This is a genomic window from Mesorhizobium sp. P2_D1 (genome assembly GCF_056404455.1).
The window spans coordinates 21,718-33,643 of sequence record NZ_JBFUDZ010000001.1 but is presented as its reverse complement, the minus strand read 5'-3'; the positions used below and the strand labels follow the sequence as shown (position 1 = coordinate 33,643).

Genomic DNA, 11,926 nt, shown 5'->3' with positions numbered 1-11,926 from the left:
AAGGCCATGGCAAGCAGAATCCGACAGACCTTGGACGACGATCTCGAGGAAAGCCACGAGATCAACGTCACCCCGTTCATCGATGTCATCCTGGTGCTGTTGATCATCTTCATGGTCGCCGCACCGCTGGCGACGGTGGATGTCAATGTCGATCTTCCGGGCTCGACCGCTACGCCCGCGCCGCGGCCGGAAACACCGTTGTTCCTGACGCTGAAGGACGATCTGACGCTGGCGATCGGCAACGACAGCGTCCCACGCCCGGCTTTCGCCGCCACGCTGGACAGCAGGACGAAGGGCGACAAGCAAACGCGCATCTTCCTGCGCGCCGACAAGGCGGTGGCCTATGGCGACCTGATGGAGGCGATGAACCTGCTGCGCGGTGCTGGCTATCTGAAGATCGCGCTGGTCGGCCTGGAAACGGGTCCCGCGGCCGATGCCCCGGCGCCTGCCTCCACCGGTGCAGCAGTGCCATGATGCAAGTGACCGCCTTGCCCTTGGTCGAGTTGTCGCGCTTCAGCCGGCGCGACCTTGGCTTGTGGGCCGGTGCGGCCGCGCTGGTCCTTGGAGCGCATGTCTCGGTCGCCTATGCCGTGAAGACCTTCAGCATGGTCGACGAAGCCGATGGCGGCCCGCCACCGGCCCAGATGATCGAGATGGCGCCGATGGTGGTGATGCCGGCGGTCGAGGAACAGGTGGCCGCGCTGGACGCGGTGACACCCGATCAGACCGAGCCGACGCCCGAACTGGTCGAGAAGGCACAGCCGGTTGTCGAACAGCGGCAAGTCGTCCCGCCCGATGAGACCGAACCCACCCAGACCGAGGTGGCTGAACAGGTCGACCAGCCGCCGTCGGATGAGGTCGTCCCCGATATTGTCGAGGCAGTCGCACCCGACGTGGCTATCCCATTGCCGCAGCCCAAGCCGGTCGAGGCTCCCAAGGACAAGAAACCGGTCGAGGCCAAGGCGAAAAAGCCTGTCGAGAAGCCAAAGCCGCGGCCTAAGAAGGAGAAGGCGGCGCCGCCGAACACGGCAAGCATCGCCAGCGCCGATGCGAGGCCGGCCGCCAGGACGGCCGCGCCGAAGTCGGCGGAATCGGCATCGCGGTCAGGCGATTCCAGCAAATGGGACTCCCGCCTGGGGGCCTGGATCAAGCGGCACACGCGCTATCCCAGTTCAGCCAAGGCCCGAGGCGTGGAAGGCAAGCCGTATGTCGCCTTCACGGTCGACTCGTCCGGCCGGGTCCTGTCTGCCAGGCTCACCCGTTCCTCGGGGGATGCCGATCTGGACCGTGCTGCGCTCGCCGTGTTGCAAGGCGCCACCGTGCCGGCACCGCCGTCGGAACTTGGCGCGCCCCAAAGCCGCACGGCACCGTTCGTGTTCAGCCTGCGCAACTAAGGTCTGTTGATATTCAGATGAGGCCGGCCTGCAAATGCAATCAAGGCCGCAATGGCGGCCGCATCGGACGGCCTGCCCTTGATGATGTTGGCGACCTCGGTATCGGCCTGTTCGAACCAGTAGACCATGTCGGCGCCGCCGAGATCTGCGGCGGCTCTTTTCAGCAGCGGCAGCAGGCTTTGCAACGCGCACAGTGTCTCCCAACGGTTTGGCCGGAGGGTCGAACCTGCCGCCGCGCATGCGGCTGGCGCTTGCATGCGGCTACGCTCTCCTTGCGTGAGCGCGATTGTCCTTTGGCTGCGCCTTCGGGTGCAGCGGGTTGCCGCTGAGCTGCGGATGCCTGGCCGGCCGTGCGCCGCGAAGGACGTCGAAGGCTTCGGCATAGGCCATGCCCAGCAGATAGGAGATCATGGGAAAGCGGTTTGCTTCAGCCATCTGCACGAGCTCATTGGTCATCGACGAGATGTATTGAAGACTATCGATCTCCGACTGACGTAAGGATTGGTTTGGCACGTGCTTCTCCTGTCATCTGGTGGAACTCAGGGAACGCGTCACTGTCATACTTAGCCGACTAATTAATTGACCGACCAACCGGAGGCGGGCAGTTTGCGGCGTCGATATGGTCATAGATCGGCGCATCGGTGAGGCGAACGAGACCAAGCAAGCGGTTGATCGCCGAATGACCGAGCGCGGCGGTGGGGCATGCCGACGGGCCATGATTGGTCGCCGCAGGCATCATGTTCTGGCCGATATGCCCGGCCTGCGAAAAGAAGACAGTCTGCGTGCCGGCGGCAATCGTCAGCTTTCGAGCGGGGGTCGCTTTCCTGGCCATTTTCATCCCTTCTTGACCTCATGGGACCCGTTGAAAGACCCTAAAAACGGGGATCCACGACAAGAAAGGTAAGGTCGAAAGAGTTAATGGTTTGTTAAAATTGTAGTAAAGGAGCGCGCAAAAGGCGGTCTTGCGACTTATCTTTCCTGACGGTTAAGTGTAAAATATCGATTTTGTTCAGATGCAGAGTTTGACAATCGTTGGTATGCGCTCTTTTGGTGCATTTTTATTCTTATTTAGCGTAAACAGCGTGGCCGGGAGGGCTTAGCCCGTCCCGGGTGAGGCTGACCACCAGCTGGTCGACGCTCGGATCGTCGAGCCTGACGACATGTGCCATGCTGATGGCGTGCCTCGGGCGGATGTTGGATATGTCGCGCCGCATGATGACGGACACGAATGCCGGCCAAGCCTCGGTCAGAAGCATGGCCTTGCCCGTCAGCGTCGGTTCGAAGATGGGGGCCTATTGCACGGAGATCTGCGACGGCTCGCCAGTCTGGCGGCGGTTGATGCCGCTGAAATAGATCCAGTTCAGACGCGAGGTCGCCTCCCATGGTGGTTGCCGCGGGCCTGTGCCCATGCCGATCCCGCCGTTCCGACCATCCGGTGACCCTTCTGAAGGTGACCAGTTTCGGCTTCGCGCCGCACGAAGGTCACCGATCGCATCAACGGGTCGGGGTGGTGCGGAATCGAAGAATAGGCGAAATAGGTGCCTCCCGCGATCGATGGACTGGGAGGGCGGATCATCTGAGGGAACAGGCTCTCGGAAATTGGCGGCAGGCCACGCCCCCTGGGCTCGGGGACACCGGGATCCCGGTACAGTTCAGCTTCATCGACCCGGAAGTAGTCGCATATCAGCTTGGCGGTGGCCTTGTTAGGAAAGGTCTGTGCTTGCAGGTAGCGTTCGAACTGCGGTAACGACGCCTTCCAGGCGCGCCGCGATGTTGACGCCGTCACCCATGAGGTCGCCGTCGCTCTCTCCTCAACGACGTCTCCTGTGTGGATTCCGATGCGAAACTCAATAGGGCGCTCGATCGTAACACCTGCATTGCGTTCGAGCATGGCGGCCTGCACCTCGATGGCGTAGCGCACCGCGTCGACGATCAAGCGGCCGGTCGTAGCGGCATCTCTGTCGCGGCACAGTCTGCCGCCTGTCGCGAATTGACCTTGATGTCCCCAGATGCCATTATGGAATGGTAGCTGATTGCGAAGACAAGACTTCTTGCCGCGGCGGCCGATCCCCTTAAACGCGCGGCTGGCAGCCTGCCTTAGTCGACTACCCATGCTGATTTGCGTCTTGCGGTTGGGTGACATGAATTGAGCCCAACGAACGAGGCCGACGACGGCTTTGGTGTTCAATTCTCGGACGGTTCGGTGGAGGGAGCAAATGGCCAAAGACGTAGACACAAGTGCAGCCCCGCCAAGTGCTGAGCAACTGCGATTGGCTCTTCTGAAGGAGCAGATGGCAGAGGTAGACAAGCAGGAAAAACTGCGAGCGAGAGAGAATGAGGAACTCACGAAGTTTACGAACAGTTTCCTGAAGGACCAAGTGAACGACGATGAAATCGCAATGGTCCGCCGCCTGGTGATGAACGCTGTCAAGAATGGCAAGTACGAAGCACTAGTATACAGCTTCCCTTCGGACCTGTGTACCGACAGCGGCCGAGCCATCAACAGCTCTGATCCGCAATGGACGGAAACCCTCCAGGGTAAAGCCAAGCAATTCTACCAGCGCTACCTGGACATTGGGAAGCCGCAAGGTTACAAGCTCAAAGCCATGGTTATTAACTTCCCGGGCGGAGTTCCTGGTGACATCGGCCTCTTCCTCAATTGGGCGCCGGAACGCAAATAAAAACCAGTGGTGGTTTCTGAAGTGGCTGGTCAGGACACGTCCGGTACCACGTTGCGCGGAGTTGCATCGTCCACGAAGTCGTCGGGTCGCTTTTGGCGTTTGCTGAAGTTCGGTTTTTCGAACTCGACGTGCTCATAGGGGATTGAGCTCAGAATGTGCGAGATGCAGTTGATGCGCGCGCTCTTCTTGTCGTTCGACGGCACGATCCACCAAGGCGCATGCCTTGTGTCTGTTGCACGGATCATTTCGTTGTAGGCGTGGGTGTACTCCCACCAACGATTGTATGACTCAACATCCATCGGGCTCAGTTTCCACTGCCGAAGGGGGTCGTCAGCACGCTGCCGGAAACGCCGTTCCTGCTCTTCCTCACTCACATCGAGGAAGTATTTGAGCAACGTTACGCCGCCTTCTACAATGGCGGCCTCAAGAGTCGGTACCTGTTCGAGAAAGCGTCGCGCCTGCTTGTCGCTGCAGAAACCCATGACGCGTTCGACGCCGGGACGGTTGTACCAGGAGCGGTCGAATATGACGACCTCGCCTGCCGCAGGAAAGTGCGCGAAGTAGCGCTGCATATAGAGTTGGGTCTTCTCCCGATCGGTCGGCGCCGGCAGCGCGACGACCCGGAACACCCGCGGGCTGACCCGCTCGGTCAGGCGCTTGATCACTCCCCCTTTCCCGGCGGCGTCACGGCCCTCGAAAACGATCGCGATGCGGGCGCCAGTCTTCTTCACCCAAGCCTGAAGGTGAGCAAGCTCAACATGCAACCGGGCGAGTTCTTTCGCATAATTTTTCCCTTCCGATTTTTCCTCCACATGCTCAGATACGACGGCCGACTTGTTCTTCTTCTTACCCATGGGTTCCTCCCTTCAACACAACTCACACGGTGCAAATTCCTTGAACTATCATGCGCGGGCCTCGAACGCATGATACGCGTCTTCGAGAATGTCGAAAACCATGTCTGAGCCGATGTGCTCGATCACGCCGGCCCGAACAAGGATATCCCGCGCTTCGGCATGAAGGTCCGCTAGGCCAAACCTGATCCCGCGATTGCGCAATTCGTCAAATAGCTCTTCCAGCATTGCCGCTGCCGAGCTGTCGATCTGGGAAATTGCACTTGCATCGATCAGCAGCCAGCGGGTGTCGATCGGCAATTCCTCGGCAATAGACCGCAGCCGCGATGCGACGTAATCGGTGTTGAAGAACAGCAGGCTGCCCTGGACAAGGCAAACAGCAAGGCCGGGCACCTGACGGGCCTCGGGGGTTCGATGCAGTTTGTAGAAGCCGTCATGGCCTGGAACACGGCCGAGCATGGCGTCGCGGGGAAACATCAGCTTGCGCAGAACATAGACGAGTGTCGCACCGATCGCGATGACGACCCCGTTGAGCACGCCCAGGCCGATCGGACCCCACATCGCGATCAGCGCGAAGACGAACTCCATGCGGCTGATGCGCCAAATCTGCCTAAGGGCCGCGAGATCGATCAGGCTGATTGCAGTAGCCGCAAGAATTGCCCCGAGCGCAGGGATCGGGATAATCCTTAGGGTCTGCCCGAGAAACAGCAGTGTCGCGATCAGGGCCGCGGCAGCCACGATGCTCGAAACTTGCGAGCGTCCGCCAACGGACAAGTTAACCGCCGTGCGCGAGTCGGAGGCCGTAACCGGGAAGGCGCCGAAAAGGCTCGCGCCTATGTTCGCAGCGCCAAATCCGATGAGCTCGCGATTTGGATCGACCGGGTAGCCGCCTATTGCCCCAAAGCTGCGGGCTGTAATGATGCCGGCGCCGTAGCTCACGACGAAGATCGCCGCAGCGCCGAGGACCAGCGTCTGGATCGGAAGGCCAGCAATCGCTGGCAACGACAACGAGGGCAACCCTGTCGGAATATCGCCGACTACGGCAATGCCGCGTCCTTCAAAGTCGAAGACGGCTGAAAGCACTACGGCGAGGACTACAACCAGCACTGGCCCGGGAACCGGAAAACGCATGATCCGTACGATCTGCAACAAACCGAACATCCCCATGGCCAGCAGGAGAGACTGCCAATGTATCGATCCGGCCTTGCGCAGAAGTTCGAGGACCGGTCCGAGCAGGCCTTCCGCCTCGATCTTGACTCCGGTGAAGCGACCGATTTGCCCGATCAGGATCGAAAACGAAATACCGATGAAGAACCCCGTCAGAATGGGGCGCGAGAGGAAGGTCGCAAGAACGCCGAGCCGAAGCACCCACGCCGCCAGGCACAACAGCCCAACGCCAAGCGCAAGGACTGCTGCGACCGCTGTTCGGTCCACTTCGAGCCCGACTGGCACGCTCGCTGTAACGGCAACTAAAACCGCCGCGAGCACCGTCATCGTAGCCGCGTCCGGGCCGACTATGAGCTGACGCGAGGGGCCAAAGATCGCGTAGGCCACCAGCGGCGCGATACTCGCGTAGATGCCGGTCTCTGGCGGCAGGCCCGCTATCGCGGGGTAGGCGATGGCACTGGGAAGCCCAACCGCGGCAACTGCAAGCCCGGCGGAAACATCGCTTCGCAGCCAGCCCAGTTGATAACCGGAAAGGCTTGCAGGCACGGGAAGGCGAACGCCCACCGGGTTGAATCCTTAGCTGGCATAGTAATTTTATTAGCGTAAACTAAGTCTACAGATTTGTAAAAGGCCTGACAACAATCAGCCATGAGCGAGATCGAGTTAAAATTTCTCCTCGACGAACCGACGTCGACCCAACTGAGCGCGCGCGTGAAGGCGCTTAAGCTGGCTACTGGCCACCCGAAAACCAGGACGCTCAGAAGCATCTATCTCGACACTCCTGGTCATGCGCTGAAGAAGGCAGGAGTCGCGCTCAGACTCCGGCGCGACGGGCGACGTTGGATACAGACCGTCAAGACCAAGCCAGAGCTGCATGGCGGCTTGTCGCAGGTTGGCGAGGTGGAGAATCCGGCTCCGGGCGGACGGCCATGTCTCGAAGCGATTCCCGACGCAGCGGTCCGGGAGGAGGTCATTCGCCGCGTGAACGGCGCGCCGCTTGAGCCCATCTGCGAGACCGTGATCAGGCGTTCCGTCAGCGAGCTGTCCCTTGAGGACGGCACGCGTGCGGAACTGGCAATAGACATCGGCGAAATCCACGCGGGGGAGCGCTCGGCCGAGTTGCGTGAACTCGAGATCGAACTCATCGAGGGCAGCCTGGGCGGACTTTTCGACATCGCGCATCTACTGTTTCCTGACGGGGGCCTGAGGTTCTCCTGCCTTTCCAAGGCGGCGCGCGGCTATCTCCTCGCGGAACAGGGATGGATCGACCCGCCGCTCGCGCCCCGCAATGCCGAGGACGTTGCGCTCGATCGGGCTCAGATCGCCGAGCAGGCGGCACGCGACGTCCTTCGCGAGTGCCTCGAGCAGATCGCCACGAATGTCGTGGTCATCCGGAAGCTGGACGATCCCGAAGGGCCGCATCAGTTGCGGATCGGCCTGCGCCGATTGCGAAGCGCGTTCTCTGCCTGCGTTTCCGTTCTGAAGAGTCCGGAAATGACGCGGCTCAACATGGAAGCCCGCTGGCTTGGTCAGGAGGTCGGGCGTCTCAGGGATATCGACGTGGTGGCGAAAGACATCGTGCGACGGGAGGCCGATGCCCACGTGGATGAACCGGGTTTGCCGCCCCTGGCCGATGCTCTCTCGCGGCAGGCGGGGCGGCAGCGTGATCACCTTCGCAAGCTTCTCCCCGAGGCGCGCGTGCAGGCGTTCCTGATCGACCTAGCGCGGTTCGTGGAGGCGCGAGGCTGGCTCGTTCCTCAGGATTTTGGCCAGACCGAGCGGCTTGCAGCGCCGGTCGTCGAGTTGGCCGGCAAGGCACTCAGCAAGCGCTGGAAAAAGGTTAGCAAGCGCGCGCACGGACTTGAGACCTTGACGGTTGAGCAACGCCACGACCTGAGGAAAGAGCTGAAGACGCTGCGCTATACGGTTGAGTTCTTCTCTCCCTTGTACCCGGCGAAACGTGTTGAACAGTTCCTGAAGCAATTGAAGAAACTTCAGGCGGTCTTCGGCGACCTGAACGACGCGGCGATGGTCAGAGCCATGTTGACGGGGGCGGAAGCGCACGGCGCCGGCGATCCGACCGCGCAACGCGCCATCGGATGGGTGATCGGGGCGAGCCAGGCGCGTGCGGAATTCGGCTGGGCTGGCGCAAAAACCTTGTGGGAAAACCTGGATGAGATCCGCCCCTTCTGGAAGTAACTCGGCACCGCGACCGACATGTCTGACACAAGCGCCAATGGGTGCCCAATTAGTCTTGGTTGAAACGCGTCGTATAATGCTGAATGGCCGCCCGTACATTGGAAAATAGGCGCTCGGGTCCCAGCCGATTGGCGAAGCCTGAGGCCCGGATGTATTCAAGTACGCTGGGGTTCAGCCCTACCAGCCAACACGTCACGCCTTGCGCAGTCATGCGGCGTTCACCCTCCATCAACATCTGGAGGGCTGAATACTCGATGTCGAAAACCCGGCTCATGTCGAGCGCGAGGACACGCGGCTTATGCTCGGCGACCAGGGTCTGGATCCGATCCGCGACCCGTTGAGCATTGGCGAAGAAGAGCCGTCCCTCAGGCCGAAGAATCAACAGGCCCTCGAATGTCTCGTCGTCCGGGTGCTCGGACGACAATGGCCGGAGTACGTCGGCTCCCCGTTTGCGGCCGATAACGTAGACGTTTGGGTTCGCCGCCTGACTGGCCAAGCCCGCCAGCGACAGGACAATCGCCACGACGATGCCCTGGAGCGTGCCAAAGGCAAGCACGCCAAGGAAGGCCGCCAGCGCCCATCGAAACTCCATGCGCCGGACCTTGCGGATGGAGATGAACTCGGCCGGCTGAATTAGTCCAATCGAGTAGACGATCACGATTGCCGCCAGCACAGCCTGGGGCAACAGGCTGAGCAGAGGGGCAAGCAGCAGCATGGTGGCCGCTGCGGCGGCGGCCGTGACGAGCGACGCCATCTGCGTGTGTCCGCCGACCGCGCGGACCACGGCGGTCTGGGAGGTACCACCCCCCGCCGGCATGGCGCCGAACAAAGCGCCTGCCAGGTTGGCGGCGCCAGTTGCAAGAAGCTCGCGGTCGGGCTTGATGGGTGGCTCGGCGGGGTCGGCAAAGGCTCGGCCGGCGGCGATCGTTTCGGTGAAGCTCATCAATGCGATGCCGAGAGCGCCGGGCAAGAGTTGCTGGACAAGGCTGAGACTGGGCAAGGTGACCGACGGGAGCGACTGTGGAATGAACCCCACGGTGGCGACGCCCACGGAATCCAAACCGAGGAACCATGAAAGCCCGATTCCGGCGCTCACCACAACGAGGGGAGCTGGCGAATGGGGCCAGAGCCGCTCCATGGCCAACAGCGCGACTATTGCCGCGATGGCGATGATCAGAGTGAGCACCGACATGTCGGGCAAATGGTGCGCCACACTCAAAATGTCGCGGAGAAAGCCTTCCTTCGCAATGTGTAAGCCAAGCAGCTTCGGCACCTGATCGAGTACGATCACAAGGCCGATGCCGGCCTTGAAGCCGGTTAGAACGGGAGACGAGATGAAATTGGCGATGAACCCGAGGCGAAGCACGGAGGCCCCGATCAGCAGGGCTCCGGTCAGCGCGGTGAGCGTCGCAGTCGCAGTGATCAGCCTGCCCGGGTCACCGTCCGGAACTGCGAGCCCGAGCTGTGTCCCGGCGAGGATCGCAAGGGTGGTCGTAGAGCTTACACTCAGGACACGCGATGTGCCTAGCAGCGCATAGACGATCATCGGCACGAACGCCGTGTAAAGCCCGATACTTACCGGCAGGCCCGCAACCGTCGCGTAGGCCATCGCCTTAGGCAGGACGACGGCTGCGGCCGTCAGACCTGCGACCACATCGAGGCGTTGGACTGCAACGACCGAGGGAGTTCTCACGCCGCTTTGCCAGCGCTCGTTAATCGAGCGACCTTGTTGATGTCAGTTATGGGTTCTCAACATAGCGCGTAACTCCTCGGCAAGGAAGGGCGCTCAATTACGCACCGTCCTGGGCTCTAATCAGTTGGCAGTGCGGTCCGCCTTCAAATGAAAGCGGATGAGGCAGCGGCAGCTTGACGGGCGGGCGATCCAGTGGTGCCGGGCAGCCGAAACTATTCTGGACAATGCGGTAACAAGGGGATCATATGAAATGCGCGTAGGCGTATTTGTGTTCAACCAAGTGGGGGACACTTGATATGGTTGCACAGCTCACAACAGGCGAACGCCAGCTTGCGATCGTTGTTCTCTCGCTTGTCGCCCTCCTAGGGCTGGCCATGGCTGCCGCCGGGCGCGCAGACCCAATCGGCGTGCATGGCTTCATCGTTTTGGCAATTTGCTGTGGTCTCATTTTTGTGGTGCTCGGCGCGTATTACGCACCGGAGCCGTCTCCAGAACGGCTGGAGCATTACTATGACGACCCCAGCAAGGTCGGCATTGTGCTCACCATGGCCTGGGCGGTGGTCGGGATGTTCCTCGGCGTCTGGGTCGCAAGCCTGCTCGCGTGGCCGGACCTAACCTTCGATGCAGCGTGGGCGAGCTTCGGCCGCCTGCGCCCCGCCCATACCAGCGCCGTCATCTTCGGGTTTGGCGGCAACGCGCTGATCGCCACCTCCTTCCACGTTCTCCAGCGCACGTCCCGGGCGCGGCTGCCGGACCAGTTCAGCCCATGGTTCGTGCTCATCGGCTACAATCTGTTCTGCGTGGTCGCGGCGACCGGCTACTTCATGGGCGTGACACAATCGAAGGAATACGCCGAGCCTGAATGGTATGCTGATATCTGGCTGGTCGTCGTCTGGGTAACGTATTTTGCCATCTACATCCGCACGCTGGCGCGGCGGAAGGAACCGCACATCTATGTCGCCAATTGGTACTATATGGCCTTCATCCTGGTTGTTGCGATCCTCCACATCGTGAACAATCTTGCCGTCCCGGTATCGTTCGGACACGCCAAGAGCTATTCCGTCTTTTCAGGTGTCCAGGATGCGATGGTTCAATGGTGGTACGGCCACAACGCCGTCGCGTTCTTCCTTACGGCCGGCTTTCTCGGCATGATGTATTACTACCTGCCAAAGAGGGCCGGGCGGCCTATCTATTCCTACCGGCTTTCCATCATCAGTTTCTGGGGCATCACCTTCATGTACATGTGGGCGGGTTCCCACCACCTGCTTTACACGGCGTTGCCACAATGGGTTCAGACGCTGGGCATGACCTTCTCGCTGATCCTGCTGGTACCTTCCTGGGCTTCGGCCGGAAACGCACTCGCCACGCTCAACGGCGCCTGGCACAAGGTCCGCGACGATGCGACCCTGCGCTTCATGATGGCCGCGGCGGTCTTTTACGGACTGACCACGTTCGAGGGGTCGTTCCTGGCCATTCGCCCGGTCAACTCGCTATCCCACTACACTGACTGGACCGTCGGACATGTACACGCCGGCGCGCTTGGGTGGGTCGCGCTGATAACGTTCGGCTCGATCTACTGTATTGTTCCGTGGCTCTGGAAGCGCGAGCGTATGTATTCAGCGCGGCTGGTCGAAGTCCATTTCTGGTTGGCCATTATCGGAACGGTTATCTATGTCTTCGCGATGTGGAATTCGGGCATCATCCAAGGCCTGATGTGGCGGACCTACAACGAGAACGGAACGCTGACCTACTCCTTCGTGGAGTCCATGGTCGCCATGCATCCCTACTACATCGCGCGCGCCTTTGGCGGTCTTCTGTTCCTGATGGGCGCTATCGTCGGTTCCTACAACATCTGGATGACGATCCGTGGCGAGGCGGAGGTCGCCCCTGAGTCCGCAGACCTCCCCGAGCCCAGGCTCGCGTCCGCGCCGGGGGAGTAGG

At 61.0% G+C, this 11,926-nt stretch carries 11 protein-coding genes and 2 pseudogenes; 5 read left to right on the top strand and 8 right to left on the bottom strand.

The annotated features are described in order from the left end of the window. The first annotated feature begins 6 nt into the window (after window positions 1-6). On the top strand, window positions 7-474 hold the full coding sequence (gene exbD / locus AC1D0I_RS00190; protein ID WP_477392280.1) for a TonB system transport protein ExbD: 468 nt from the start codon (window positions 7-9) through the stop codon (window positions 472-474). Further along, window positions 471-1,394 carry an energy transducer TonB family protein gene (locus AC1D0I_RS00185; RefSeq protein WP_477392278.1) on the top strand — a complete coding sequence of 308 codons (924 nt, stop codon included), beginning with the start codon at window positions 471-473 and terminating at the stop codon, window positions 1,392-1,394. Before exbD ends, AC1D0I_RS00185 begins: the two co-directional genes overlap by 4 nt. On the opposite strand, the gene AC1D0I_RS00180 is transcribed toward AC1D0I_RS00185, so the two are convergent. The 5 genes and pseudogenes from AC1D0I_RS00180 to AC1D0I_RS00160 form a co-directional block, all read right to left on the bottom strand. Then, window positions 1,391-1,651 (bottom strand): hypothetical protein, encoded by a 261-nt coding sequence (locus AC1D0I_RS00180; RefSeq protein ID WP_477392276.1) that lies wholly within the window; start codon window positions 1,649-1,651, stop codon window positions 1,391-1,393. The genes AC1D0I_RS00185 and AC1D0I_RS00180 overlap by 4 nt on opposite strands. Window positions 1,652-1,655: 4 nt before the next feature. Beyond that, the gene (locus AC1D0I_RS00175) at window positions 1,656-1,907 is read right to left on the bottom strand and encodes a hypothetical protein (protein ID WP_457153733.1); all 252 of its coding nucleotides are present in this window, start codon (window positions 1,905-1,907) and stop codon (window positions 1,656-1,658) included. Window positions 1,908-1,965: 58 nt separating this feature from the next. Continuing rightward, window positions 1,966-2,226 carry a hypothetical protein gene (locus AC1D0I_RS00170; protein WP_477392274.1) on the bottom strand — a complete coding sequence of 87 codons (261 nt, stop codon included), beginning with the start codon at window positions 2,224-2,226 and terminating at the stop codon, window positions 1,966-1,968. 232 nt (window positions 2,227-2,458) lie between these two features. Further along, a pseudogene (locus tag AC1D0I_RS00165) lies at window positions 2,459-3,180 on the bottom strand (XRE family transcriptional regulator). Continuing rightward, window positions 3,134-3,333 (bottom strand): annotated as a pseudogene (locus AC1D0I_RS00160) (adenylate/guanylate cyclase domain-containing protein); the annotation flags it as partial. The pseudogenes AC1D0I_RS00160 and AC1D0I_RS00165, both read right to left, overlap by 47 nt. Window positions 3,334-3,610: 277 nt before the next feature. Between AC1D0I_RS00160 and AC1D0I_RS00155 the strand changes: the two are divergent. After that, entirely contained in the window at window positions 3,611-4,075 is a 465-nt protein-coding gene (locus tag AC1D0I_RS00155; RefSeq protein ID WP_425352276.1) for a histidine kinase, read from the top strand. Window positions 4,076-4,104: 29 nt separating this feature from the next. On the opposite strand, the gene ppk2 is transcribed toward AC1D0I_RS00155, so the two are convergent. Both ppk2 and AC1D0I_RS00145 read right to left on the bottom strand, forming a co-directional pair. Next, window positions 4,105-4,929: a polyphosphate kinase 2 gene (gene ppk2, locus AC1D0I_RS00150; protein WP_457154169.1), complete on the bottom strand. Its 825-nt coding sequence runs from the start codon at window positions 4,927-4,929 to the stop codon at window positions 4,105-4,107. A 48-nt stretch (window positions 4,930-4,977) separates the two neighbouring features. Next, window positions 4,978-6,657 carry a SulP family inorganic anion transporter gene (locus tag AC1D0I_RS00145; protein ID WP_477227596.1) on the bottom strand — a complete coding sequence of 560 codons (1,680 nt, stop codon included), beginning with the start codon at window positions 6,655-6,657 and terminating at the stop codon, window positions 4,978-4,980. A gap of 84 nt (window positions 6,658-6,741) precedes the next feature. Between AC1D0I_RS00145 and AC1D0I_RS00140 the strand changes: the two genes are divergently transcribed. Beyond that, complete coding sequence (locus tag AC1D0I_RS00140) at window positions 6,742-8,292, top strand: CYTH and CHAD domain-containing protein (RefSeq protein ID WP_477392272.1); 1,551 nt, start codon at window positions 6,742-6,744, stop codon at window positions 8,290-8,292. 49 nt (window positions 8,293-8,341) lie between these two features. Here the strand turns inward: AC1D0I_RS00140 and AC1D0I_RS00135 are convergent, their stop codons facing one another. Then, the gene (locus AC1D0I_RS00135; RefSeq protein ID WP_477392270.1) at window positions 8,342-9,985 is read right to left on the bottom strand and encodes a SulP family inorganic anion transporter; all 1,644 of its coding nucleotides are present in this window, start codon (window positions 9,983-9,985) and stop codon (window positions 8,342-8,344) included. Window positions 9,986-10,281: 296 nt separating this feature from the next. On the opposite strand from AC1D0I_RS00135, the gene ccoN reads away from it, so the two are divergent. Next, window positions 10,282-11,925 (top strand): cytochrome-c oxidase, cbb3-type subunit I, encoded by a 1,644-nt coding sequence (ccoN, locus tag AC1D0I_RS00130; protein ID WP_206073697.1) that lies wholly within the window; start codon window positions 10,282-10,284, stop codon window positions 11,923-11,925. Window position 11,926 lies beyond the last annotated feature (1 nt).

Coding starts and splice junctions, on each gene's coding strand:
- exbD (WP_477392280.1), top strand. CDS start 7: ATGGCAAGCAGAATCCGACAGACCTTGGACGACGATCTCGAGGAAAGC.
- AC1D0I_RS00185 (WP_477392278.1), top strand. CDS start 471: ATGATGCAAGTGACCGCCTTGCCCTTGGTCGAGTTGTCGCGCTTCAGC.
- AC1D0I_RS00180 (WP_477392276.1), bottom strand. CDS start 1,651: ATGCAAGCGCCAGCCGCATGCGCGGCGGCAGGTTCGACCCTCCGGCCA.
- AC1D0I_RS00170 (WP_477392274.1), bottom strand. CDS start 2,226: ATGGCCAGGAAAGCGACCCCCGCTCGAAAGCTGACGATTGCCGCCGGC.
- AC1D0I_RS00155 (WP_425352276.1), top strand. CDS start 3,611: ATGGCCAAAGACGTAGACACAAGTGCAGCCCCGCCAAGTGCTGAGCAA.
- ppk2 (WP_457154169.1), bottom strand. CDS start 4,929: ATGGGTAAGAAGAAGAACAAGTCGGCCGTCGTATCTGAGCATGTGGAG.
- AC1D0I_RS00140 (WP_477392272.1), top strand. CDS start 6,742: ATGAGCGAGATCGAGTTAAAATTTCTCCTCGACGAACCGACGTCGACC.
- ccoN (WP_206073697.1), top strand. CDS start 10,282: ATGGTTGCACAGCTCACAACAGGCGAACGCCAGCTTGCGATCGTTGTT.